This window comes from Kocuria sp. ChxB (genome assembly GCF_044359605.1).
Classification (GTDB): Bacteria; Actinomycetota; Actinomycetes; order Actinomycetales; family Micrococcaceae; genus Kocuria; species Kocuria rhizophila.
Genome location: NZ_CP121123.1, coordinates 1860119 through 1885216, shown reverse-complemented (window position 1 = coordinate 1885216; position 25098 = coordinate 1860119). Strand labels below are relative to the sequence as shown.

Annotated in this window: 20 protein-coding genes; 14 read left to right on the top strand and 6 right to left on the bottom strand. The window is 71.9% G+C overall.

The features are described from left to right. Nucleotides 1–123: 123 nt before the first annotated feature. A complete protein-coding gene (locus P8S73_RS08390) occupies nucleotides 124–624 on the bottom strand; it encodes a MarR family winged helix-turn-helix transcriptional regulator (RefSeq protein WP_191550625.1) in 501 nt (166 codons plus the stop codon). Between the two features lie 90 nt (nucleotides 625–714). Here P8S73_RS08390 and P8S73_RS08385 point away from each other — a divergent pair, with 90 nt between their 5' ends. The 3 genes from P8S73_RS08385 to P8S73_RS08375 all read left to right on the top strand — a co-directional run bounded on the left by P8S73_RS08385 (nucleotide 715) and on the right by P8S73_RS08375 (nucleotide 3626). After that, nucleotides 715–1719, top strand: coding sequence for a CoA transferase (locus tag P8S73_RS08385; RefSeq protein WP_019310796.1), 1005 nt, complete (start codon nucleotides 715–717; stop codon nucleotides 1717–1719). Nucleotides 1720–1813: 94 nt separating this feature from the next. Then, nucleotides 1814–2815 (top strand): type IV toxin-antitoxin system AbiEi family antitoxin, encoded by a 1002-nt coding sequence (locus P8S73_RS08380; protein WP_019310797.1) that lies wholly within the window; start codon nucleotides 1814–1816, stop codon nucleotides 2813–2815. Then, complete coding sequence (locus P8S73_RS08375; protein ID WP_153007952.1) at nucleotides 2793–3626, top strand: hypothetical protein; 834 nt, start codon at nucleotides 2793–2795, stop codon at nucleotides 3624–3626. Before P8S73_RS08380 ends, P8S73_RS08375 begins: the two co-directional genes overlap by 23 nt. Before the next feature lie 156 nt (nucleotides 3627–3782). On the opposite strand, the gene P8S73_RS08370 is transcribed toward P8S73_RS08375, so the two are convergent. Together P8S73_RS08370 and speB are read right to left on the bottom strand one after the other, a co-directional pair. Next, complete coding sequence (locus P8S73_RS08370) at nucleotides 3783–4967, bottom strand: PLP-dependent aminotransferase family protein (protein WP_059281564.1); 1185 nt, start codon at nucleotides 4965–4967, stop codon at nucleotides 3783–3785. Next, nucleotides 4964–6001, bottom strand: coding sequence for an agmatinase (gene speB, locus P8S73_RS08365; RefSeq protein WP_059281563.1), 1038 nt, complete (start codon nucleotides 5999–6001; stop codon nucleotides 4964–4966). The genes P8S73_RS08370 and speB overlap by 4 nt, the downstream gene beginning before the upstream one ends. 193 nt (nucleotides 6002–6194) lie before the next feature. On the opposite strand from speB, the gene P8S73_RS08360 reads away from it, so the two are divergent. Together P8S73_RS08360 and P8S73_RS08355 are read left to right on the top strand one after the other, a co-directional pair. After that, nucleotides 6195–7640 carry a sodium:solute symporter gene (locus P8S73_RS08360; protein ID WP_039102105.1) on the top strand — a complete coding sequence of 482 codons (1446 nt, stop codon included), beginning with the start codon at nucleotides 6195–6197 and terminating at the stop codon, nucleotides 7638–7640. Then, entirely contained in the window at nucleotides 7637–9286 is a 1650-nt protein-coding gene (locus P8S73_RS08355; RefSeq protein ID WP_019310802.1) for a thiamine pyrophosphate-binding protein, read from the top strand. Before P8S73_RS08360 ends, P8S73_RS08355 begins: the two co-directional genes overlap by 4 nt. A gap of 221 nt (nucleotides 9287–9507) precedes the next feature. Here the strand turns inward: P8S73_RS08355 and P8S73_RS08350 are convergent, their stop codons facing one another. Further along, nucleotides 9508–10044 carry a DUF4190 domain-containing protein gene (locus P8S73_RS08350; RefSeq protein ID WP_019310803.1) on the bottom strand — a complete coding sequence of 179 codons (537 nt, stop codon included), beginning with the start codon at nucleotides 10042–10044 and terminating at the stop codon, nucleotides 9508–9510. A 132-nt stretch (nucleotides 10045–10176) separates the two neighbouring features. Beyond that, nucleotides 10177–10740: an AAA family ATPase gene (locus tag P8S73_RS08345; protein WP_081477475.1), complete on the bottom strand. Its 564-nt coding sequence runs from the start codon at nucleotides 10738–10740 to the stop codon at nucleotides 10177–10179. 113 nt (nucleotides 10741–10853) lie between these two features. Here P8S73_RS08345 and P8S73_RS08340 point away from each other — a divergent pair, with 113 nt between their 5' ends. The 4 genes from P8S73_RS08340 to lysX all read left to right on the top strand — a co-directional run bounded on the left by P8S73_RS08340 (nucleotide 10854) and on the right by lysX (nucleotide 16969). Further along, nucleotides 10854–11354 carry a nucleoside deaminase gene (locus P8S73_RS08340; RefSeq protein WP_396350334.1) on the top strand — a complete coding sequence of 167 codons (501 nt, stop codon included), beginning with the start codon at nucleotides 10854–10856 and terminating at the stop codon, nucleotides 11352–11354. Between the two features lie 267 nt (nucleotides 11355–11621). After that, on the top strand, nucleotides 11622–12512 hold the full coding sequence (gene purU / locus P8S73_RS08335) for a formyltetrahydrofolate deformylase (protein WP_396350561.1): 891 nt from the start codon (nucleotides 11622–11624) through the stop codon (nucleotides 12510–12512). A gap of 137 nt (nucleotides 12513–12649) precedes the next feature. Then, nucleotides 12650–13540, top strand: a complete 891-nt coding sequence (locus P8S73_RS08330; RefSeq protein WP_246829104.1) for an alpha/beta fold hydrolase — start codon at nucleotides 12650–12652, stop codon at nucleotides 13538–13540. Between the two features lie 129 nt (nucleotides 13541–13669). Beyond that, nucleotides 13670–16969, top strand: coding sequence for a bifunctional lysylphosphatidylglycerol synthetase/lysine--tRNA ligase LysX (gene lysX / locus P8S73_RS08325; RefSeq protein WP_396350333.1), 3300 nt, complete (start codon nucleotides 13670–13672; stop codon nucleotides 16967–16969). Nucleotides 16970–17104: 135 nt separating this feature from the next. Here lysX and P8S73_RS08320 read toward each other — a convergent pair whose 3' ends face one another. After that, entirely contained in the window at nucleotides 17105–18406 is a 1302-nt protein-coding gene (locus P8S73_RS08320) for an acyltransferase (RefSeq protein ID WP_124109787.1), read from the bottom strand. Nucleotides 18407–18672: 266 nt separating this feature from the next. Here P8S73_RS08320 and P8S73_RS08315 point away from each other — a divergent pair, with 266 nt between their 5' ends. The 5 genes from P8S73_RS08315 to P8S73_RS08295 all read left to right on the top strand — a co-directional run bounded on the left by P8S73_RS08315 (nucleotide 18673) and on the right by P8S73_RS08295 (nucleotide 25090). After that, a complete protein-coding gene (locus P8S73_RS08315) occupies nucleotides 18673–20508 on the top strand; it encodes a histidine kinase (protein ID WP_396350332.1) in 1836 nt (611 codons plus the stop codon). Between the two features lies 1 nt (nucleotide 20509). Further along, nucleotides 20510–21166, top strand: coding sequence for a response regulator transcription factor (locus P8S73_RS08310; protein WP_124109662.1), 657 nt, complete (start codon nucleotides 20510–20512; stop codon nucleotides 21164–21166). Nucleotides 21167–21174: 8 nt separating this feature from the next. Continuing rightward, nucleotides 21175–22362, top strand: coding sequence for a DUF4097 domain-containing protein (locus P8S73_RS08305; RefSeq protein WP_259918869.1), 1188 nt, complete (start codon nucleotides 21175–21177; stop codon nucleotides 22360–22362). Between the two features lie 163 nt (nucleotides 22363–22525). Further along, nucleotides 22526–23746, top strand: coding sequence for an MFS transporter (locus P8S73_RS08300; RefSeq protein ID WP_396350331.1), 1221 nt, complete (start codon nucleotides 22526–22528; stop codon nucleotides 23744–23746). Nucleotides 23747–23803: 57 nt separating this feature from the next. Continuing rightward, the gene (locus tag P8S73_RS08295) at nucleotides 23804–25090 is read left to right on the top strand and encodes a cytochrome P450 (RefSeq protein ID WP_396350330.1); all 1287 of its coding nucleotides are present in this window, start codon (nucleotides 23804–23806) and stop codon (nucleotides 25088–25090) included. The last annotated feature ends 8 nt before the right edge of the window (nucleotides 25091–25098 follow it).

Sequence of the window (25098 nt, the reverse complement as noted above, 5' to 3'; positions counted from 1 at the left end):
GACCCCGTCAGTCGGGCCGCCACCGTGGCACCGCCGCCCGCGCGCTGGCCGTCCGCGCCAGGGCTGTCCGCAGCGGCGTCGTGCACCTCGGCTCTGCGGGCCACGCGGTTCCAGGAGTTCCGTTCAGGACTTCCGGTTGACCCCTGCCGCCTCTGCACCCGCCCCGCCGTCTCCCGTGGCGAGCTTGGCGAGGACCGGCAGCGCGGCGTCGAGCGCGGCGACCTCCCGGGCGTCCAGTGTGGACAGCACGTCCGCGACGAAGCCGTTGCGGCGCTCGTCCTCGCGCGCCAGCACCTCTTCCCCGGCGGGCGTGAGGGACACGAGTACGGCGCGGGCGTCCGTGGGGTCGGGATCGCGGCGCACCAGCCCCGCCCTGCTCAAGCGGTCCACACCCTGCGTTGCGGTGGGCGTGCGGACACCGAGGTTCGCCGCGATCGTGGTCATTCGCACCCCGCCCGGGCGCAGCATGGTCAACAGGCTGATCTGCTGGCTGGTGATCTGCCGGGACCCTTCCATGCTGCGCAGGAAATACACGCCGTGGCGCAGCACCTCCCGCAGGCGAGCCGCGCTCTGGAGCAGCTGGGCGCGGTCGACGTCGGGGGTGGATGCGCGGGAGGTGTCCATGTTGTCCCATTCTACGGGGCCTAGAATTCGCCCACGCGGGAGATCCTCACGGCCCTGGACGGGCTCGCACCGGGCCTCAGCCACAGGGCGATGGACGCGGTGCACGGCCACGACGACGCGCTGGAGCCCGCACTGGCTCGCCTCACCTCCCGGGACGCTGAGTCCCGCATCGTCGCAGAGGGAGGTGTGGCCGCCCGTGTGGTGAGTGAGAGCGAGTGGCGGCGGGAGGCAGCCACCGATCCCGGCCCGTGGCTGCACATCCTCGCTGGGGATCTGGACACCACTGGACGCCACCGCTCCCCCGGACCGGACGGCCACCCGTGGCGACCGGTGCACCCGCACGCGGCCGGTGTCCCTCTGCCCCTCCACGGCGTCCGAGTGGTCTCGCTGACCCGGGTGATTGCCGGCCCCACCGCCGCGAAGTTCCTGGCGGCACTGGGCGCGGGTGTGATCCGCGTCGACCCGCCCGCCATTCCCGAGCTGCTGGGGCAGCACCTGGACACCGACCTTGGCGTGCGCTGCACCTCGCGGGACCTCTACGACCCGACCGCAGCTGCGGACCTGGCGGCGCTGCTCGGCCAGGCGGACGTCCTGCTCACCGGATACCGCCCCGGCACACTCACCGCGTTGGGGCTCGTCGTTGGTGAGCGGTTCCCCCACCTCGTGCACGTGGAGCTCAGTGCGTGGGAGCCCACCGGGCCACGCGCCGGAACGCGGGGCTTCGACAGCATCGTCCAGGCGGCCACCGGGATCGCCCACCGGTACGGCTCCACGGACAGCACCGGGCTCTGGCGGCCGGGTGCGCTGCCAGTGCAGGCGCTGGATCACGCCACCGGATACGGCATGGCCGCGGCAGCGTGTGCCTTGCTGGCCGCGGGACGGTCAGGGTACGCCCGGTTGTCCCTGGAGCGCACCGCGCGGGTGCTGCTGGACGGTGGGGGCGGCGCGGGGCGCAGCCATCCTTCCCCGAGCACCGACCCCAGACCTGAGACCGTTGTGCTGACCTCCGAGCACGGAAAGGTCACCTGTGTGCCGGCCCCCGTGCGGATCGACGGGCAGCGGCCGCCGGTCCTGCCGCCCCTTCCGGCACGCTGACATGCCCATGAGGAAACGCAGCCACGTCCTGTCTGTTCATTTTTTACCCGCGTTCATTTATCCTGAACACAGGAAATGAATGAACGGAGGGCCTGTGAGTGAAACCCTGCAGACCGCCATCGAGAGGCGTCTGAACGAGTACCGCCTTGGCGCCGATGGCCCCTCATCACTGCGAGACCTGGCACGTGAGACGCCCACACCCCTCCTCCTCACGCACCCCCTGGGGTCCCAGCGTTTCCGCGCCGTGGTGACCGACAGCCCAACCCTCACCCGTGTTCTTCAGCTGGATGGGGAATTCGGCGACCCCCTTCTCCTTCTCGCGCCGGCGGTCAACCCCCGCAGCGCCCACGAGCTGCGCGTGGCGGGTGTCCAGTTCCTCGACACCGCAGGAAATGCCTACCTCAGATTTGGGGGAGTGCTCATCGACGTCCGAGGTCGTCGACCCGATCCGGCCACGGTCCAGAACCGCCGAGCACTCCGACCCTCAGCCGGGCTCTTCACTCCCAGACGAGCGCAGGTCATTTTCGCACTGCTGTCCTGGCCCGAGTTGCTCCACTCCCCCGTCAGGACAGTTGCTGCTGCGGCCAAGGTGTCCCTGGGACAAGCCCAGTCCACCATGAAGCTCCTCGACGAGCAGAGATTCCTGGACCGCCGCAGCAGACGTCTGATGCGCCAGGATGTTCTCGCAGAACGGTGGGCCGATGCGTATGCCACGGGGCTCGGACCCAAGACCCTGGTGCAGCAGTTCCACGGCGATCCTGCCCACCTGGACCTTGCCGGTCACGGTGTGATCTACGTGAGCGGCGAGCAATCGGCGTCGTGGATCAAGAATCCCGGAACCGCCACGCTCTACGTTGAGGACATCTCCCCCACGATGGTCTTGGCCAACCGCTGGCGGAAGGACGGGAACCCCAACATCATGATCCACACAGCCTTCTGGCTCCCCCCGGACCATGAAACCCACCCGCTCTCCTCCTTTCCGTCTCCTGCCCCTCCCCTCCTGGTGTACGCCGACCTGAAGTCTGCGGGAGAGAGCCGCCAGCTGGAGGCCGCACAGCACGTCAAGGACAGCCATGCTCACATTTGGCACCCCTGACCCAGGGGTCCTGGACGTTGTGGGAGAGGTGGTCCAACGCCTCCGACACGACACGGACATCGCACCATCACAGGTAATGGTGGTGGGAGCCCACGCACGGAACATCATCCACTCCGGCCTGGGAGACTCAGCTCCCATCCGGTTGACAGATGATGTGGACCTCGCCCTGGCACTTCCCGGATGGGATGCCTATCAACCCATCACCAAGATCTACCCTCGCCTGGGGGACAGCCAGATGCGCTACCGCGTGGGCGGCATCCCCGTGGACTTCATGCCCTTCGGCCCCCGCGTCGAGGAACCGCCGGGGGCAGTCACCCCTCCGCCGCGCAAGGAGGCGTGGACCGTCGCCGGTTTCCAAGACGTCCACCGTCACGCCCAGGCAGTGGAAATCACCCCTCAAGGGGACACTGTTCGGGTGCCATCACCAGCCGGTTACACCGCACTGAAACTCCGCTCGTGGGCGGACAGAGCTCCGAACCACGACACCAAGGACGCCCAGGACCTTGCCGTGGCATGCCACTGGTACACGGAATCCGAGGCTGTCCGGGCCGAACTCTACGAGACCGGGCACGGACAGCATCTGTTGGAGGTCCACAACTACGCCCAGGACCTCGCGGCCGTGGCACTTCTGTCCTACGAGGTGTCGGAGGTTCTCTCCGCCGCCATCGCGACCAGCCTGGCCGCGGACCTGAAGAATGTCGGCACTGCCCTGCTGTCCAGGGATTTCACGACGTCGCTCGAGCGGATCCCCTCAGCTGACAGAGACCGCCGCGAAGCCATGATCACCAGCCTGCTGTCCGCACTCGTGTGACGGGCCCACAGGTACGCCCTGAGCGCCCCGTGGTCCCCTCGAGCAGCTGCCTGATGGGCCGGCCTGAGGACACCCGTCAGACAGACCTCGGGCGGGAGGGGATGCCTTCCCCGTCCCGCCCGAGACCGTCACACCATGCGTCGTGGTGCGCGCCCGTCAGAGGCTCCGCAGCGCCTCCGCGAAGCGCTTGACCCCTTCACGGATGCGCGCGGGGGCCACGCCCGAGAACGCGAGCCGCGCGGCGTTGGACTCCCGGCCGTCCATGTAGGACGCCGAACCCGGAACGAGCACCACGCCGTGGGCGATGGCCTCGGCCAGGATGTCCTTGCCGCGGATCTCCTCCGCGGTGACCCAGGTGAAGAACCCGCCGGACGGCGTGGTCCAGGATGTCGAGTCCGGCATGTACTCCGTGAGTGCCTCCTCCATGGCGGTCCAGCGCTCTTTGTAGAGCTCCACGGCCCGGTCCAGCGCTGGCTCCCAGTGCTCGGAGCCCACCCACGAGGTCACGAGCGACTGCGCCAGATTGGACGGGTGGATCACCACGGACTCCGCGGCGATCTGCAGCCGACCGCGCACCTCGGGCGGCGCCGCCATCCAGCCCACCCGCAGCCCGGGCGCGAAGATCTTGGAGAAGCTGCCCAGGTGGATCACGTGCTCGGGGTCCATGCCGTGCATCGAGGGCAGCGGCTCGCTGCGGTCGAAGGCCAGCAGCGCGTACGGGTCGTCCTCCACGATCATCACGTCCCGCTGCGCGCACACCTCCACGAGCTCACGACGCCGCTCCTCCGGCATGGTCACGCCGGTCGGGTTCTGGAAGCTCGGGATGGCGTACACGAACGGCACACGCCTGCCCTGGACCGCCAGCTCGTCGAGCGCCCGGGCCACGGCTTCCGGCCGCATCCCGTCGTGATCCATCTCCACATGGTGCACGTCCACCTCGTAGGCGCCGAACACGCCGAGCGCTCCCACGTAGGTGGGCCCCTCGGCCACGATCACGTCACCGGGGTTGCAGTAGAGCTTGGTCACGAGGTCCAGCCCGGCCTGCGAGCCCGTGGTGGGCAGGATGTCCGCGCCGGTCACGGTGGACCCGCCGCGCGCCATGAGCTTCACGACCAGCTCGCGCAGCCCGTCCATGCCGGCACCCGAGCCGTACTGCAGGATCTCCCCGGCGCGCCCGCGCAGCAGCAGGGACGCGACGTCGCCCACCGCGTCCGCGGGCAGCACGGACAGGTCCGGGTTGCCGCCGGCCAGCGAGACCACGGAGGGGTCGCGGGCCACCTCGAACACGGCGCGGACCGGGGAGGGACGGAACTCGTCCGCGCGGGACGCGAAGCCGCTCACTTGTCTGCTCCGTAGCGCGCGCCCGAGATGCCGTACGCGGGACCGTCCGCGGCGGCGTCGGCGCCCAGGCTGATCAGGGAGATCAGCTCGTAGACCACGTGCGCGGCGGCGATCCCGGTGAGCTCCGCGTGGTCGTACGCGGGCGAGACCTCCACGACGTCGCACGCGACCACGTCCAGCCCGCGCAGTCCGCGCAGGATCTCCAGAACCTCGCGGCTCGTGATGCCACCGGCCTCGGGGGTTCCGGTGCCCGGGGCGTGGGCGGGATCCAGGACGTCGATGTCCAGGGAGATGTAGAGCGGGCGGTCCCCCACGCGCTCGCGCAGGGCCGCGACCACGGCGTCCACGCCGGAGCGCATGACGTCCGCGGAGGAGACGATCTCGAAGCCGAAGCGGGCGTCGTCCTCGAGGTCCTGCGTGCCGTAGAGGGGGCCGCGAGTGCCCACGTGCATCACGGCGTCGGTGTCGATGATCCCCTCCTCGAACGCGCGCCGGAACGGGGTGCCGTGCGTGTACTCGGCGCCGAAGTAGGTGTCCCACGTGTCCAGGTGGGCGTCGAAGTGCAGCAGCGCCACCTTGCCGTGGCGCGAGTGCGCCGCGCGCAGCAGGGGCAGGGCGATGGTGTGGTCACCGCCGATCGCCACCACCTTGGTGGACTCCCCCATGAGCTCCTTGGCCGCGGCCTCGATCGACTCGATGGCCTCCGGGATGTCGAACGGGTTGCCCACGATGTCCCCGGCGTCCGCCACCTGCAGGTTGGCGAACGGTGAGTGGTTCTGCGCGGGGTTGTAGGGCCGCAGCAGGCGGGAGGACTCACGCACGTGGTTGGGACCGAACCGGGCACCGGAGCGGTAGGACACCCCGGAGTCGAACGGCACGCCCACCACGGCCACGTCCGTGTGCTCCACCTGGTCCGTGCGGGGCAGCCGCGCGAACGTGGCAGGCCCGGCCCAGCGCGGAGTGAGGGCCGCGTTCACGGGCCCCACCCGCTGCTCACCAGCGCTGTTGGTCTCCACAATGCGTTCCGGTTCCACCCGTGCTCCTCTCGTCCCGGGATCGTCCGGGCGTCGTCCGGGGCCGCGTCGCTGGGGCCCCTGGTGCTGCGACCGATCGTCGCGGTGCTAGTTTTTGTGACCTGGTCCATAAACCCTAACGCCACGCACCCGCCCGGAAACGCAGCCGGATGAGGACGCGCGGCACCCTGCCCCCTGCCCGAGGAGAACCTCCGTGAACGTGCTCGTGATCGTGCTGTACCTGGCCGCGATGGTGGTGATCGGGCTGTGGGCCGCACGCCGTGCGCGCACCGCCACGGACTACCGCGTGGCCGGGCGTCGTCTGGGTGCGGGCCTCTACACCTCCACCATGGCTGCCGTGGTGCTGGGCGGTGCCTCCACCGTGGGCGGTGTGGGGCTGGGCTACCAGTACGGGATCTCCGGGATGTGGCTCGTGGTGGCCATCGCCACCGGGCTCGCAGTGCTGAGCCTCTTCTTCGCGCCGCGCATCCAGTCGCTGAAGGTGTTCACGGTCTCCCAGATGCTGCAGCTGCGCTACGGCGCGCGCGGTGGCGCCACGGCGTCGTCGTTCGTGATGCTCGCGTACACCGTGATGATCGCCGTGACCTCCACCGCGGCCTACGCCTCGATCTTCTCCGTGCTGTTCCCCATCTCCCGGCCGTGGGCCATCCTGCTGGGCGGCGTGGTGGTGATCGCCTACTCGGTGCTCGGCGGGATGTGGTCCATCACGCTCACGGACCTCATGCAGTTCGTGTTCATGACCATCGGGATCTTCGCGATCCTGCTGCCCTTCTCCCTCGCGGCCGGGGGTGGCTGGTCCGGGATCACCGAGCGCCTGGACGCCTCCTACTTCTTCGCCGGGTCCATGGGGTTCCAGGCGATCGTCACCCAGTTCGTGGTCTACGGCTTCGGCATGCTGATCGGCCAGGACATCTGGCAGCGCGTGTTCACGGCCCGCTCCCCCAAGGTCGCCCGCTGGGGCGGGCTGGCCGCGGCCGGGTACGTGGCCGTCTACGGCGTGGCCGGCGCCCTGATCGGCACCGCCGCGGCCGCCGTGCTCCCCACCCTCGAGGTGCCCGAGGAGGCCTTTGCGGCCATGGCCCAGTACCACGTGCCCGCCGGCCTGGGCGGGGTCGTTCTCGCGGCCGGGGTCGCGGCCATGATGTCCACGGCCTCCGGCGCCACGATCGCCGCGGCCACCGTGGCCCGCGTGGACGTGGTCCCCACGCTGCGTGGACTGTTCGGAGCCTCCCCCGAGGACGTGGAGCGTGCCCGCTCGGAGGAGGCCTCCGTGACGAAGGACCGGGTGTACGTGGTGGTGGTCGGACTCGTGATCACCGCACTGTCCATGCTGGTCAGCTCCACCGTGGTGGCCCTGACCATCGCGTACGACCTGCTGGTGGGCGGGCTGCTCGTGGCCGTGCTGGGCGGGCTGGTCTGGCGCCGGGGCACCGCGGCCGGGGCCTTGTGGTCCATGGCCGCCGGTGTGGTGGCCACCGTGGCGGGGATGCTCGCCTTCGGCGTGCTGGCCAACGCCCCCATCTACCTGGGACTCGTCAGCTCGGCCGTAGTATTCGTGGTGGTGTCGCTGGTGACCAGGCCCACGCCACCCCAGATCAGTGAAGAGTGGAACCGACGCATCCAGGAGTCCAAGGCATGAGCACCGAGAACAGCACCCCCGAGACCGGGGGGACCCAGGCGGCGTCGCGCCCCGAGCGCACCGTGGCCACGGCCGTGCTGGAGACCCTGCGCGGGTACGGCATCGACACCGTGTTCGGGATCCCCGGAACCCACTCTCTGGAGTTCTACCGGCCGCTGCGCGAGCTCGGGATCACCGCGATCACCACGCGCCACGAGCAGGGCGCGTCCTACGGCGCGGACGGCTGGTCCCAGGTGCGCGGGCTGCCCGGCGTGGTCATCACCACCTCCGGTCCCGGCCTGCTGAACTCGCTGTCCGGCGCGGCCACCGCATACGCCGAGTCCCGGCCCATGATCCTGCTGTCCCCGGGGCGCCCCGTGGGCCACGACTTCCGGGACATCGGCTCGCTGCACGAGACCAAGAACCCCTCCGCCGCCGTCAACGCGATCGTGGGTGTCTCCCGCCGCGTGACCTCCGGCGCCGAGGCCGTGACCATGATCCACGACGCCATGCGGGACTTCGCGCACTCGCGGCCCCGTCCCATCCACATCGAGATCCCGCTGGACATCCTGGAGACCGCGGCGGACGTCCCCGAGTCCGCGACGGCGCCGCGTCCCCTCGGCGAACCCACGCCCGCCCCGGAGCACGACGTCGCCGCGGCCGTCTCCGCGCTCGCGGCCAGTGAGCGCCCGGTCATCCTGGCCGGCGGCGGCTCGCTCGCGGCCGGGGACCGGCTGCTGGAGCTGGCCGAGCTGCTCGAGGCCCCCGTGATCACCACGACCAACGGCAAGGGCGCGATCCCGGAGAAGCACCGGCTCTCGCTGGGCGCGGACCTGCGGCTGAGCACCGCGCACGAGTTCCTGCGCTCCGCGGACGCGCTGCTCGTGATCGGCTCCAAGGTGGGCGAGGCCGAGCTGTGGGGCGGTGACATCACCCCGCAGGGCCCGATCGTGCGCGTGGACATCATGCGCGACCAGATGCTGTGCAACCTCACCCCGGATGTGGAGGTCCCCGGCAACGCCGCCGCGGTGGTGCCGCAGCTGCTCGACGGGCTGCGCGCCGCGTTCGAGGCCTCCGACGCCGCGCCCCGCCCCGAGCGGGACCTGCGCGAGGTCTTCGACGCCATGGACGAGGAGGGCCGCCAGTGGGCGCCGGACCTCGCCGCGCTCAACGAGACCATCATGGAGGTGGTCCCGGACGACACCATCTTGGCCGGTGACTCCTCCCAGGTCACCTACATGGGCTCCACCACGTTCTTCCGTGCGCCCGCGCCGCACTCGCTGCTCTACATGGGCACGTACGCCACGCTGGGCTACGGGCTGCCCGCGGCGGTGGGCGCCAAGCTGGCCGCGCCGGAGCGTCCGGTGGTGTGCCTGGTGGGTGACGGGGCCCTGATGTTCTCCATCCAGGAGCTCATGACCGCAGTGGAGCTGAACCTGGACCTGCCCGTGATCTGCGTGGACAACGGGGGCTATGGGGAGATCCGGCAGAACATGGTGGACCGGGACATCGACCCCCTGGCCGTGGACCTCGTGCAGCCGAACTGGGTCAAGCTTGCGGAAGGCTTCGGCGCCACCGGGTTCCCCGCCACCATGGACACCCTCGCGGAGACCGTGCAGAAGGCGCTCGCCACCAAGGGCCCGAGCCTGGTGCACCTGAAGATCTGAGTGGGGCCTGCCCGGACGGGGATGCGCCACCTCCGGGCTGCAGGCACCTGCACCGGTTGCTCCGGAACGTCGAGGAAAGAGCATGACCGCCGAACCGTGGGTTCGGCGGTCATGCTCGTGTTCGAGGTGCTGTGCCCCTCGCGCGGGTCCTGGGCGCACCCCACCCCTCGGGGGTGGCGACTCGTCGCCGCGTGGCCGTGGGCGGGGCGGACGCCCCGGGGTCACTGGCTGCTGAGACCCAGCCCGATCAGCCCGATTCCGGAGAAGATGAGGATGGCCCAGATGGCCAGGATGAGACCGGAGAGCACCACACCCGTGATGGCCATCCCGCGCCCGGCGGGCTCTTTCTTCAGACCCACGAGGCCGAGCACGAACCCGATGATGGGGAGGATGAACGTGAAGCCCAGGAAGATGCTCACGATGCCGAGGACCATGGAGGCCACGGACAGGCCCTTGGGCTCGGCGGCCTGACGCATGACGGTCACCTGGTGCGGCATGGGGGGCTGCTGCGCCACGGTCGACCCTGCGGCCGGATAGTACTGCGAGGTGTCTCCGTGGGCGGCGTTGCCCTGCCAGGATTCGTGCTGGGCGGTGTCGTAGCGCGGGGCGTTGCCCTGCCAGGCGCCGTCCTGAGCGGCATCGCGCTGTGGAGTGCCGGCCTGCGCATTACCGGTCTGCGGAGCGCCCGCCTGTGGCACGTCCGCCTGCGGGGCGGGCTGATGGTCGGGGGTCTGGGGCTGCTGGTTGTCAGGGTCCATCCAATGATTATGCATGTTGCTTTCAGCCCTGTGGGGTAGTGACGCTCCATTGCGGCGGGCCCTGCTCCGCGGCCCGCCACAGAGGGGGGCGCCGGCACGGCGCCGATGGGTGCGAGCGCGGGGCAGAACTGTTCACCTCCCCCGCTGCCGGGGCAGGGGCCAGGTGGTGGCGACCAACGCGCGGACTTCGCGCCGGGTTCGCAGCCGGACCACGCGCAGGGCCGGGTGGGTGCGCCCCAGGACGGGGATGCGGTGCCGGCAGCTGTTCCGTGTGGCCACCGCCCAGCGGATGATGTGCTCCGGGTCCGTGACGATGCTGCGCAGCGGGGCTTCCCGGTTGCCGTTCCACAGTTCTTCGCGGCGCAGGCTGCGCCGCACGGTCCGGCGCACCACACGGGGGAACGTCACCGTCCAGAAGGGGAGGTCGAGCCACACGAGGGTGTCGGCGCACTCGGCGAGAAGGGGGCGGGCGGCGTCGTACTGCCACTCCGTGACCCACGACGGCTGGGATACCAGGCGCTGCACATCCGCGACGAACTCGGGGCGCGGGGTCCAGCCCGGGCCGTGGAACAGTGCGTCGATCTCGGTGTGGGGAATCCCGGATCGCCTGGCGATCTCCCGGCAGAGCGTGGTCTTGCCCGCGCCGCTGACCCCGGCCACCAGAATGCGGCGGGGAGCGGGCGTGGGAGTGTCCATGCCGTGAGCCTATGCGGCCCCGGCGAAACCGCCCCGAGGGGGCCGCCCGCAACAGGCAGTGGCACCATCGGCAGTGTCCACGGCATTCACCGCCCCGCGCGAAAGGAACTCCCATGACACCCGAGAAAACCCCCGGCCAGGACGCGGTCCCCGCGCACCTGCGCACCGCCATCGATGCGGCCACCCGCAGCGCCTCCGAGGGTGGTGGCCCGTTCGGCGCCGTGCTGGTCACTGCGGACGGGCAGGAGTTCGTGGCGGTCAACCGGGTCACTGCCGAGAACGATCCCACGGCGCACGCCGAGATCTCTGTCATCCGCGCGGCCGCCGCTGCCCTGGGCACGCCCGACCTGTCCGGGGCCACGCTCTGCGTCAGCTGCGAACCGTGCCCCATGTGCCTCTGCGCGGCGCTGTGGGCCCGGCTGGCCCGCGTCTACTTCGCGGCGGACCGTCACGACGCCGCGCAGGGCGGTTTCGACGACGCCGCCTTCCACGACTTCTTCACAGCGTCCCGGGAGCAGCGGGACGCCATGCTTCCCGTGGAGCACAAGTCCGTGGAGAACTGCACCGAGCCCTTCGAGGCCTGGAAGGCGAACCCGGACCGTACCGACTACTGACTCGCACCCGCGCGCCTCCCCCGTGGGACGGGCAGTGTCCACGACACTGGGGCCCGTACAGGTGCGGCTGCGGCGCACAGGTGAGGGGCGGCGGCAGATCATGCCGCGCACCTCCCCCACGCCGCCCGCAGCACCTGGTGCCAGGCGCCATGACCGGGTTCGCCTCCCCACGACGTCCCCTGGGACGAGCGCGGGCTGCGGCTCCGACCGACCCGTTTCCGAACCACCGACCGAGCACGAGGAGAACCCGTGAGCATCCCGCAGCCCATGACGTCCGGAGCGGTTCCCGCCAGCGAGTCCAGCCCCACCGAACTGGTGCTGACCCTCGACTGCGCCGAGCAGCCGGGGATCGTGCACGCCGTGAGCGGTGTGCTCCTGGAGCACGGTGCCAACATCGTGGAGCTGACCCAGTACGACGACCGCCGCCTGGGCCACTTCTTCATGCGCGTGCACATGGCCCCTCTGGAGGGCAGCGCACTGTCCGAGGACGCCCTGCGGCGTGATCTCACCCCGGTGGCCGAGCGGTTCGGGATGCGCTGGGAGCTGTACGAGCACCGGGCCCGGCGCCGCGTGCTGGTGATGGTCTCCAAGTTCGAGCACTGCCTCAACGACCTGCTCTTCCGCGCCCGCACCGGGGAGCTGCCGGTGGAGATCGTGGCCGTGGTCTCCAACCACCTGGACCACCAGCGCCTGGTGGAGTGGCACGGCATCCCGTTCTTCCACGTGCCCGTCACCAAGGACACCAAGCCGGAGGCGGAGGCGCGGCTGCTGGAGCTCGTGGACCGCTTCGAGGTGGACCTGGTGGTGCTCGCCCGGTACATGCAGGTACTCAGCGACTCCCTGGCCACCCGGATGGAGGGCCGGGTGATCAACATCCACCACTCGTTCCTGCCGTCCTTCAAGGGCGCCAAGCCGTACCACCAGGCCTATGCGCGCGGGGTCAAGACCGTGGGCGCCACCGCGCACTACGTCAACGCTGAGCTGGACGAGGGGCCGATCATCGCCCAGCAGGTGGTGGAGGTGAACCACGCCTACGGGCCGGAGGACCTCGTGGCCGCGGGCAGGGACACCGAGTGCAAGGCGCTCTCGGACGCCGTCCGCTGGCACTGCGAGGGCCGGGTGATCCTGCACGAGGGCAAGACCGTGGTCCTGCGGTGACGGCGGCCGGGCAACGGTCTCGGTTCCCCGTTCCACCGGGCAGGCCGGGCCCTGCGGGCAGCCGCCGAACCACCGCCCACCACGACGACGCCGCGGCACCTCCCGCTCCGCCCTCCGCCCCCGTGCGCCCTCCCGGGGTGGACGGCGAAGAGCGTGTCGTCCATCTGGACCCCGAGCGGTTCATGTGCGTCCGCACGGACGGCCCGGACACCGGCAGGCCCCTGGTCCTGGTGACCGGGATCGGCTTCGACCTCACCTCGTGGCCGGAACAGTTCGTGACCGGACTGTGCGAGCACGGTCACCGCGTGATCCGCATCGACAACCGGGACGTGGGCCGGTCCTTCCGTGCGTCCTCGGCCTCCCCCACTGCCCGGCAGCTGCTGCGCGGGAACCTGCCCGATGGGCAGTACACCGTGGAGAACATGGCCCGGGACGTCGCCGACACCCTGAAGGCACTGGACGTGGACTGCGCGGACGTCCTGGGGTTCTCCCTGGGTGGGATGATCGCCCAGTCCCTCGCGGCCCACCACCCCCGGCGGGTGCGGCGGCTGGTCTCCCTGTGCTCCACCACGGGCGCGCCGTCGGTGGGAACGGTTGCAGCGTCCACGGCCGCCATGCTGGCCCTGCCCGGCGCACGCACCCGGGGCGCGTTCATCGCCTCACGGCTCGTGATGGCCCGCCACCTCGCGGGCACCGGCTTCCCCGTGGACCGGGCGCACGAGCGGCGGCTCGCGGCGGCCCACTGGGACCGCAGCCTGGACCCGCGCCAGGAGACCGCAGCCATGCGGCGTCAGATCGGCGCCATCCGCGCGTCCGGGGACCGCACCGAGGCGCTGAGCCAAATCACGGCGCCCACGCTGGTGATCCACGGGGACCGCGACAGGATCGTGCGCCCGGACGGCGGCCCCGCCACCGCCGAGGCCGTTGCCGGAGCCCGCTTCGTGAGCGTCCCGGGCATGGGGCACCAGGTGCACCCCCTGGTGGTGCCACGGCTGCTGCCCCCGGTGCTCGAGCACCTGGGGCCGTGACGACCGTCGCCACCGCCGACCGCAGCGACCGCGGGCCGTGATGCCCCGGTCCGTGGTACCAATGAAGCCGGTCAACGATTCGAGTACCCCGCCCCGGTGTGCCACCGCCGGAGTCAGAAAGTGACGCGCATGCACACAACCCACCACCGCCTGCCCCGTCTGGCCAGCACCCTGGTGTTCCTGGCCGCGCTGTGGTCCCTCGTCTCCATCCCGTTCCCGCGGGGTGAGTGGCTCTACATCGTGGACGACGTCTTCACCGCGCTCGGCGTTCCGGCCGGCCCCAACCTGTTCCTGGCCCTGAGCCTGTTCATCGTGGGGGCCGCGCTGCGACGTGGACTGCGGATCGCGTGGGTGGTCGCCCTCGGCGTGCTGGTCGTGGAGATGCTGGTCTACGTTCTGCTGGGCATCGCCCTGGCGGTGGAGTCCCTCGAGGCGGAGCTCGAGATCCTGGACGGGCTCCTGCTCGGGGTGGGGTTCGTCATCACAGCGGCGTGGATCATCGCGTTCATCGCCCGGCGGCGCGACTTCCCCGCCCGCACGCGCCGCGGGGCCACCCGGCAGGCACTGCTCACCCTGCTGAGCGGTCTGGCCCTGGTCATCGTGCTGGTGTTCACGGTCTCCTGGCTGGTCCCCACCCACCTGCACGGCATCGAGCACCTGTGGTTCTCGTTCCGCAGCGTCACGGGCCTGTCCCTGCCGCGCAGCATCTCGGACGGCTCCCCGGGCCCCCACTGGCTGGCCACGCTGGGCGGCATCCTGGGTGCCGCGGTGCTTCTCTTCACCGTGTGGCGGTTCACGCAGTCCGCCCAGCGGGCCGAGGTCCTGAGCCCCGAGGAGGAGCTGCACGTCCGCAGGCTCCTCGCAACGAACGGCGGCCAGGACTCGCTGGGGTACTTCGCCACCCGCCGGGACAAGTCCGTGATCTTCTCCGCAGACGGGCGTGCGGCCGTGTCCTACCGGGTGATCGGCACCGTCTGCCTGGCGTCCGGCGACCCGCTGGGCCACCCGGACGCGTGGCAGGACGCGATTGCCGCGTGGCTGCGTGAGGGGCGCGAGCACGCCTGGCGGATGGGGGTGCTGTCCGCCTCCGAGACCGGCGCCGAGGCGTACGTGAAGGCCGGACTGCGGGCCCGCCCGCTCGGCGACGAAGCCGTCCTGGACACCGACACGTTCACGCTCGAGGGCCGCGCGATGCGCCCGGTCAAGCGCGCTGTGGCCCGTGTGCGCGAGGCCGGCTGCACCGTCACCGTGCAGCGCCACAGCCAGCTGGACGCCACCACCATGCAGCAGATCGTCGAGCTCTCCGAGCAGTGGCGCGGGGACGAGGCGGACCGCGGCTTCTCCATGGCCCTGAACCGGCTGGCCGACCGCACGGACGGGCGCAGCGTGGCCGTACTGGTGCGGGACGCCTCCGGGCAGATCGTGGCCCTGCAGTCCTTCGTCCCGTGGGGCACGCGTGGACTGTCCCTGGACCTGATGCGCCGCTCCCCCGAGGCCCCCAACGGCGTGAACGAGGCCATGGTGGCCACCCTCGCCGAGGAGGGCGGGGACCTGGGCGTGCGCGAGGTCTCCCTCAACTTCGCGATGTTCCGCTCCGTGTTCACCGGCGCGGACAAGGTGGGCGCCGGCGTGGGCGTGCGCCTCGCGGACCGTGTGCTCACCTGGGGCAACCGTTTCTGGCAGCTCGAGTCCCTGTACGAGGCCAACGCCAAGTACCTGCCCCGCTGGGACGCCCGCTTCGTCTGCTACGACTCCGCCGCGAACCTCCCGCACATCGGGATCGCGGCCGGCCGCGCGGAGGGCTTCCTGCCGGGCCGCTCACCGCGTCCGGGGCACGACGGCGAGGCACTCGTCGCGGGGCCCGGCGGCGCTCCCGTGCGGCTCGCGGACCTCTCTCTCGAACAGGACCGCGAGCTGCTCACCCCGCCCCGCCCGGTACGCCACCTCACCGAGCAGCAGCGGGTCCGCCACGACAAGCTGGATGTGCTGCGCGCGGCGGGCATGGAGCCCTACCCCGTGGGCGTGCCCTACACGATGTCCCTGGAACGGGCACGGCAGATCATCGAGGAGGGCGCGGAGGCCACGGTCACCGAGCCCGTCTCGCTGGGAGGGCGCGTGCGCGAGCTGCGGGACTTCGGCGGCGTCGTCTTCGCCGTGATCGAGGAGCACGACGTGCGGCTGCAGGTGGTCCTGGAGGACTCCGCCGTGAGCCCCGAGCTGCTGGCGCTGTGGCGGCGCGCCGTGGACGCCGGTGACCACGTGTCCGTCACCGGCACCCTGGGCCGCAGCCGCCGCGGGGAGCCGTCCCTGCTGGCAACCTCCTGGGCCATGGCGTCCAAGTCCCTGCGGCCCGTGCCGAGCCCCCACACCGGGTTCACCAACCCCGAGGCCCGTGTGCGTCAGCGCTACCTGGACCTGATCGTGAACAAGGAGTCCTCTCGGCTGCTGCGGGCCCGCTCACGGGGGATCGCCGCCATGCGCCAGTCCTTCATGGAACGCGGCTACATGGAGGTGGAGACCCCCATGCTGCAGGCCGTGCACGGCGGCGCGAGCGCTCGCCCGTTCCGCACCCACATCAACGCGTACAACGCGGACCTGTACCTGCGCATCGCCCCGGAGCTCTACCTCAAGCACCTGTGCGTGGGTGGGATGGACAAGATCTTCGAGCTCAACCGCAACTTCCGCAACGAGGGCGCGGACGCCATCCACAACCCCGAGTTCACCTCCGTGGAGGCGTACGCGGCGCACGGCGACTACAACACCATGCGGGAGCTCACCCGGGAGCTCATCATCGAGGTCGCCACGGCCATTCACGGCGAGCCCGTGGCCGTGCGCCCGGACGGCCACGGCGGGGAGGAGCGGATCCGCCTGGACCACGAGTGGCCCGTGATCCCCGTGCACCAGGCGGTCTCCGAGGCCACCGGCACCGTGCTCACCTCCGCCACCCCGGTGGAGGAGGTGCGCGCCGTCGCGGACGCCCACGGTGTGCACTGGAGCGAGGAGATGACCTCCGGTGAAGTGGTCCTGGAGCTCTACGACGAGCTGGTGGAGGGTCAGACCACCCTGCCGGTGTTCTACACGGACTTCCCGCTGGAGACCTCACCGCTGACGCGCACGCACCGCACGGATCCGCGGCTCTCGGAGCGCTGGGACCTGGTGGCGTTCGGCGCGGAGATCGGCACGGCCTACTCGGAGCTGGTGGACCCGGTGGACCAGCGCAACCGCCTGACGGAGCAGTCCTACAAGGCCGCCGCGGGTGACCCGGAGGCCATGGAGGTGGACGAGAACTTCCTCACCGCCCTGGAGTACGCCATGCCCCCCACGGGCGGCCTGGGCATCGGTGTGGACCGGATGATCATGATGCTCACGGGCACCAACATCCGCGCCACGCTGGCGTTCCCGTTCACCCGCCCGAACGAGCAGCGCTGACGCGTCCGACCCTCGCGTGACCGGCCGCCGCCCACGGAGCACACCGCGGGCGGCGGCCGTTTATCGGCCCGGGAACGCTCCCGCAGCACGCCCTGTGGGAGCCCCGCGCCGTCTCCCCGAGCGGATGGCACCGGTTCAGGAGCGGGCCGAGCTGCCCCGGGCCACCCGCCCGCTGCGCAGCAGCACCACGGCCACCACGGAACCCACCGCCCCGGCCACCGTGAGGGGCACGGTCAGCAGCGTGACGATCTCCCACAGCGGCGGCACCGCGGCGCACGCCACCCCCACGGCCACCGCCGTGCAGGACAGGGCGAGGGGGCGGGACCCCCACGGGGCGGTCGACGCCGCCTCGACCCGCCGTAGCGCGGTGGCCACGGCCAGGACCACGGCCCAGCACAGCACCGCCAGCGGGATCCGCAGCCACCACCAGGCGGCGGAGCCGGGAGCGGGGTCGTACCCTCCCGCGAGGAACCACGCGGCCATGACCGCCACGACCAGCGGCAGGTGCCACAGGTAGATGGTCAGGGCGCGGGAGCCCACCACGTGGGCCACGGTCTGCGCGGGTCGCCACCGCATGAGGCTGCGCAGCGCCGGCGAGAAGACCTCCAGCAGGCACGCCTGCGCCACCCCGAGCAGCACCATGCACACCGTGGGCGGGTTGAGGTTGGTGAGCATGTCCGGGGCGTAGGCACCGGAGGCCACGCACAGCCCGAGCAGCGCGTAGCACCCGGCGGCGAGCGCCACGAGCGTCGCCCGGGACCGCGCGGCGAACCACCCGTCCGCGCGGAAGAACCCGAGTTGCTGCACGAGCGGCCACACGAACACCATGTTGAGCAGCCCCCACCACTGCTGCCCGGTGGCCATGCGGATCAGGTCCACGGCCACGGTGCCCGAGAGCAGGAACCAGCACCACACCCACCCCATCTGCTCATGCATACGCATGAAACAGGGTGCCAGGGCCTGGCAGATCAGATAGGCGGCCAGGAACCACAGCGCCATCCCCATCCCGGACAGCGCGAACGTCACCAGCTCGTGCGGCGCGCCCGCCACGAGCGCCGCTGCGGCCCCGAGCGCCAGCGCGCACCACAGCACGGCGGCCGGCTGCACGAGCCGCAGGGTCCGCTCCCGCACGTACTCCCCCGCGGCCATGCCCCGCGCACGACGCCGCCGCCACGCCCCCGCCGTGGCCGCCCCGCCCACCACGAAGAACAGCGGCATGACCTGCAGGAGCCACGTGGCCCACCAGTACCAGGGCTGCAGCGTGGGCACGAGCACCGAGCGGATCTCCCCGGAGGCCGGGTCCCGGGTGATGGTGACCAAGAGGACGTGGAGGCACACCACGGTGATCACGCACGCCACACGAGCGGCGTCCACGGCGGGGTCGCGGTCAGGGGCCTGGGAGGCGGACGCGGGCTGGGCGCGAACGTCGTGGCTCATGCTCGTCACTCTAGGATGCGTCCACGCGCGAGTGGGGGTGGGACGCGCTGCTGGGGAACCCGGGGCCGCGCGCCGAGTGGGGGCAGGACAGCTCCGGCAGGGGCCGTCGCGGCCGGACGAGGACCCACGGGGTAGGCCGACCCGCGAAGAGGTGGGCAGGAGTGCGCAGGAGTGCGCCAGGGTGCACCGGGGTGGGGAAAACCCCACCCGGACCCGGTGGCCAGCTCTGGCGCGCTGAACGGCGTGGTGTCCGTAGCGTGGAGGCCATGAGCACACGAGCCCCGGAGCCCACGCCACCGTGGGACACCACCGAACACCTCCCCGCCGACTCCGAGCACACCCGCCCCCTGCCCCCGGCCGAGCAGACCCTCAAGACCACGGGCGCTCGGAGTGCGGACACCGCTGAGCACCCGGGCGGCGCCGCGGGCCGCAGCGGCCCCGCCGCCCAGCGCGACCTGGACCACGATTCCGTGACGCGCACCCTGCCCGTGGACCGGACCCCCGCTGCCGCATCGTCGTACGAGATGGCGCCCACCAGGTCCGCCGAGCAGCGCACCAGCACCCTCCGGCACCGGGCCGTGTCCGGGGCGGTGCCGGAAGCCCCCGCTGACGGTCGCTCCGGCGACCCCGCCGCGACCGTCCCCGTCCGGGAGTGGCGCACGTTCTCCCCCAAGACCCTGTTCTTCGGGGGCCTGGACCTCGTGGTGGACTCGATGCTCAACAGCGCGCTGCTCTCCCTGATCTTCTTCCTGCTGACGGTCGGCGTGCTGACCGTGCCGCTGCTGGGCGTGGGCGTGCTGGTCCTGGCCGCCACGGTCTACGTGCTGGTGGCCGCGGTGTGGCTGGAGCGGCGGCGTTCCGCCTCCTCGTTCGGGCTGGACATCCGCGATCCCCGGCGCCGGCGCAGCCCGCGCACGGACTGGGTGCGGATCCCCCACCAGGTGTGGCTGGACGTCAGCGACGGCTCCCTGTGGCTCGGGCTGCTCCACCTGGTGCTCACGTGCGCCCTGGGCTGGCTGGCCCTGCTGCCGTTCGTGACGGTGGGTGCGGGCGTCGCCCTCGCCACCGCTCCCCTCTACGCCCCGGCGGACTCCGTGGTGCGCCGGCTGATGGCCACCGCGGGGAACCTTCCCGAGTGGGCACTCGTCCTGCTGGGCGTGGCGGCGGTGCTGCTGAGCATCCTGGTGGGCGTGCTGGCCACGGTGGCCCACCGTGCGCTCTCCGCCGCGCTGCTGCGCCAGAGCGAGGCCGCCCACCTGCGCCGTGAGGCCGCAGATTCCCGCCGCCGGGCGGAGCACGAGTCCGCCGCCAAGGAGTCCGCCGTGCGCGGCGCGGAGACCGAGCGCTCGCGCATCGAGCGGGACCTGCACGACGGCGTCCAGCCGCAGCTCGTCTCGGTGGCCATGAACCTCTCGATGGCCACGTCCCGGATCGACACCGATCCCTCGGCCGCCAAGGAGCTCGTGGCCGAGGCCCACGGCACCACCAAGGCCGCGATCACCGAGCTGCGCCGCCTCGCCCGCGGCTTCCACCCCGCCGTGCTCGAGGACCGGGGGCTCGACGCCGCCGTGTCCGCCGTGGCCGCGCAGGCACCGTTCCCCGTGGACGTCTCCGTCACGGCCCCGCGCCTGGACCCCCGCACAGAGGCCGCGATCTACTTCGCGGTGTCCGAGAGCCTCACCAATGCCGTCAAGCACTCCGGGGCGCGCTCCGCCGACGTGGCCGTGTCCATCCAGGACGGTCCCGCGCCCGGCACCGCCGTGGTGGTGGCCGGCGTCCGCGACTTCGGCCGCGGCGGCGCCCGGGTGGTCCCCGGCGGAGGGCTCTCCGGGATCCAGGACCGCATCCGCTCCGCGGGCGGCCGGTTCTTCGTGACCTCCCCCGCGGGTGGGCCCACCGAGGTGGTCGTGGAGCTCCCGCTCACCGACCCCGCCGCCACGCCCCGCACCGCGTGGAGCGCACCCGAGACGGACCGCGCCGCCCACCACCGGGGCGCGAGCGCACCGGGCACCCCGGGTGGGCCGGGGCAGGGAACCGGCGGTGCGGCGTCGTCGTACCCCGCGGCTGGAAACGCCTACCCCGCAGCGGGAGAGGAGAACTGAGATGCGCATCGTGATTGCCGAGGACGCCGTGCTGCTGCGCGCCGGACTAGTGCGCCTGCTCACGGACGCCGGGCACCAGGTGGTGGCCGAGACGGACACCGCCGAGGGCCTCGTGAAGGCCGTGGAGGAGCACCGCCCGGACTTCGCCCTGGTGGACGTGCGGCTGCCGCCCTCGTTCAGCGACGAGGGCATCCGCGCCGCCGTGCTGATCCGCTCCGCCCACCCGGAGGTGGCCGTGCTGGTGCTGTCCCAGTACGTGGAGGAGCGCTACGCGTCCGAGCTGATCGCGTCCCGCCGCGAGGGCCTGGGCTACCTGCTCAAGGACCGCGTGGCGGACGTGGACCAGTTCCTCGAATCCGTGCAGACCGTGGGTTCCGGCGGCACCGTGCTGGACCCGGAGGTGCTCACCCAGATCCTGGTGCGCTCGCGGCGCCGCGAGGACATGGAGCTGCTGTCCCCGCGCGAGCGCGAGGTGCTGGGCCTCATGGCGCAGGGGCTGTCCAACGCCTCGATCGCCGCGAACCTCTACCTCACCGAGTCGGCCGTGGAGAAGCACATCGGCTCGATCTTCGCCAAGTTGGGCGTCATCTCCGAGACCGGCAACCGCAGGGTGCTGGCCGTTCTCAAGTACCTCGGCTACTCGGACCACTCTCTCTAGGACACGTCATGAGCACACGATTCCCCGAACCCTCATCCTCTTCCTCCCCGACGACGCCGCCCGCGGGCCTTCCCGGCGACGGCCGCCCCCCGCGCGACCCCCGCGGGGACCGCCCGCACGACCGCCCCGTGGGGCGCGGCGAGCGCCGCGCGTGGAACACGGCCACCGCAGTGATCGGCGGTGTGACCGCGCTCGGGCTGGTCCTGACCGGGGCGGGCACCGCGGCGGCGGTCGCCCTGACGCAGGAGCGCGACGGATCCTGGACCGCGACCTCCGCCGTCAAGGAGATCCGCATCGACACCCGCACCGCCGCGGTGAACATCACCACGAGCCCCACCGTGGAGCACGTGGAGGTGCAGTGGCACGAGACCGGATGGTCCCTGCCCGATCAGCAGATCACCCCCACGGTCGAGAACGGCGTGCTGAGCCTGGACGCCGCGCGGCAGGAGGAGTCCGCGTGGGCCACCGGCCCGCAGCAGATCTCGGTGGTCGTCCCGCAGGACGCCCCCGCCGCCTCCCTGGACATCTCCAGCACCGCCGGCGCGGTGAACGTGGAGGGCACGTACCGGGACGTCTCCGCCTCGTCCGAGATGGGCTCGGTCACCGCCTCGAACGTGGAGGCCTCCGTGCTGGACGCCCGGGCGACCACCGGGCAGGTGGTGCTGGACGGGGTGAGCGTGAAGAACCGCCTGGACGCCCACGTGACCCTGGGGATGGCGCTCGTCGCGGCCCAGGGCCCCGCCCCGCAGCGCACCTCCGTCACCGCGACCACCGGCGCGTACGGGGTGGACATGCCCGGCGCGGACTACTGGTACCCGCAGGGCAGCCAGCACGACGTCGCCGACCCCCGCCACCCGCGCACGACCACCCCCGGTGGCTCCGCGTACGCCGGAGATTCGTGGGGCAGCGGTGACTCGTGGAGCTCGGACCAGGGCCTGCAGACCGCCACCCAGGGCGGGGCGCCGAGCACCGAGTACGACGCGGACGCCACGTGCGACGCCGCACCCAAGGGCCGGCCCTGCCTGTTCCTGAAGGGGACGCCGGTGGACGTGCGGGACGCCGGGACCGTGGACGCGTGGGACGGCGACCGGCAGGAGCCCACGGACGGCTCCCCCAGTTCCCTGAGCTCCCCGCGCTCCTCGAACTCCCCGGCCCCGAGCCTCACGGTCTCCACCGCCCCGGGCCGCGACGAGTAGACCTCCCGTCCGGCGCGTACGGGCTCCGGACGGGCGCCCCGCGGCACCGCTGACCAGGCGGGCCGCAGGGCTTTTCCCTGCCCGCGGCGGGAGTGGACCGGCACGTGCGGCCCCGGGTGACACCGGATGACTCCCCAGGCGGCGCGCCCCGTAGCCTGGTCGGGTGACGTCCTCCGACCCCGAAGCCATGGACCGCGCGCGCATCCGCCGTGCCCGGCTGGCCGTGTCCCTGCTGTTCCTCACGAACGGCGCGATCTTCTCCAACCTGCTCCCGCGGCTGCCCGAGTTCAAGGACATGTTCGAGCTCTCCAACGCGGCGTACGGGCTGGCGGTGATCGCGTTCCCGATCGGCGGCGTGGTGGCCGGGCCGCTGCCCGCTCCCGTCCTGCGACGGTTCGGGACCGCCCGGACCGCGGCCGCGGGTTCCGTGCTCCTGGCCGCGGCCGTGTTCGTGACCGGTTCCGTCCCGGTGCTCGCCGTGTTCGGAGCGGGGCTGTTCGTCGCCGGAGTGCTGGACGCGGTGGTGGACACCGCCCAGAACGCCCAGGGACTGCGGGTCCAGCGCCTCGCCGGAACCTCGATGATCAACTCCATGCACGCCCTGTGGAGCGTGGGTGCCGTGATCGGCGGGCTCATGGGCACCGCGGCCGCCGCCCTGCACGTGCCCCTGGCCTGGCACTTCCTCGTCAGCGGGGTGGTCTTCGCCGCCGTGGCCGTGGTGGCCATGCGGTGGGCCGTGCCGGACGACCACGAGGCCCACGCCGCCGCCCAGGCGGAGAACCTCCCCGTGGACACCGCAGGGATTCCCCGGCTGCCCCGGGGAAGGCGCGCGGCGCTGCTGGCTCTGCTGCCCATCGCGGTGGTCGCCGTGTCCGGGGTGCTCGTGGAGGACGTGGGCTCCAACTGGTCCGCCGTCTACCTCCGGGACGTGCTCGCCGCCCCTGTGGGCCTGGTGGGGCTCGGCTACGTGAGCCTCGTGGGAGCGCAGTTCGTGGGCCGGATCGTCGGGGACCGCCTGATCGACGCGCTCCGCGCCGTCCTGGTGACCCGCATCGGAGGCGTCCTGATCTTCGTGGGCCTGGGAGCCGTCGCCCTCGCGCCCGCTCCGTGGCTGGCCCTGGTGGGCTTCGCGCTCGCCGGTTTCGGCTGCGCCACCATGGTCCCCAACGCCTACGCCGCCGCGGACCACGCGCCGGGCCTCAAACCCGGTACGGGGCTCACGCTGGTCAGCTGGTGCATGCGCATCGTGTTCGTGCTCTCCCCACCTCTGGTGGGGGTGCTCGCCGACGCCGTGGGGCTGCGCACCGCGCTGCTCATCTTCCCCGTGATGGGCGTGCTCGCGTTCCTGTTCGCCGGGGCGCTGCGGGAGCGCCGCCGCTCCTGAACGCAGGCTCAACGACCCTCCCGCAGACGCACGGGCTGCGGGCGCATACTGGGGAGCATGACTTCACAGTTCGGCCAGACCCGTTCCGAGCAGGGCCCCTCGCTGCTGCGCTCCGGCTACCTCTTCGCCTCCCGCGTACGACGCCGCGCAGGCCTCTCCTCGGACTCGGGGTGCCCTGTGCGCATGCCCCTGCTGGGCAAGAATACCGTCCTGGTCCGCGGTGAGGAGGGCGTCAAGCTCTTCTACGACACGTCCCGCGTGCAGCGCGACGGGGCGATGCCCGGCGTCGTCCAGGGTCCCCTGTTCGGAGCGGGAGCTGTCCACGGCCTGGACGGCGAGGCCCACCGGACGCGCAAGAACCAGCTCGCGGACATGGCGTACGAGGACGAGCGCGTGGCCGCGTACAAGCCCTTCGTGGCCGAGGAGCTCGAGGACCTCGTGGCTCGCTGGAAGGACGGCGACAACGTCTACGACAGCACCGCGATCGCCTTCGGCCGCGCGTCCTTCCGGTGGGCCGGCCTGCAGTGGGGCGTGCCGGAGATGGACCGCTGGGCCCACCGCATGAGCCGCCTGCTGGACACCTTCGGACGCCCCGCGAGCCACGTGGTGTCCCGGTTGGACCGGATCGCCCTGGACCGCCGCTTCACCGCGCTCATCAAGGACGTCCGAGCCGGGCGGGTCCGTGCTCCCCAGGACTCCGTGCTCGAGCACATGGCCGGTCTGGTGGACGAGCACGGCGAGCTGGTGGACGCCAAGACAGCGGGCATCGAGCTGCAGAACCTCACCCGCCCGAACGTGGCCGTGGCCCGCTTCGCGGCGTTCGCGGCCACTGCCCTGGTGGAGCACCCCGAGTGGGTCGAGCGCATCCGCACCGCCTCCGAGCAGCGCGGGGGCACCCTGCTGGACGTTCCCGAGGCCGTGGCCTTCGCGCAGGAGGTCCGACGCGTGTACCCGTTCGTGCCCATGCTCCCCGCGGAGCTCACGCAGGACACCGAGATCCAGGGCTGCCCCGTGCACAAGGGGGAACGCGTGGTCCTGGACATCCTGGGCACCAACACGGATCCGGCGTCCTGGGACCGCGCGGCCACGTTCGACCCCGAGCGCTTCCTGGGGGTCGAGGACGCCGAGGCGATCTCCACGTTCATCCCCCAGGGCGGTGCGGACGTGCGCACGGGCCACCGCTGCCCCGGCGAAAAGATCGCGGTCACGTCCCTCTCCGCCGCCGTGGTGGCGCTGTGCCGCCCGGAGGTCCAGCTGCCGAGCGACCAGGACGACCTCACGTTCTCGTGGACCCACATGCTGACCCGCCCGGTCACCGGGGTGCGGGTGCGCTCCACCCGCTGAGCACGGTG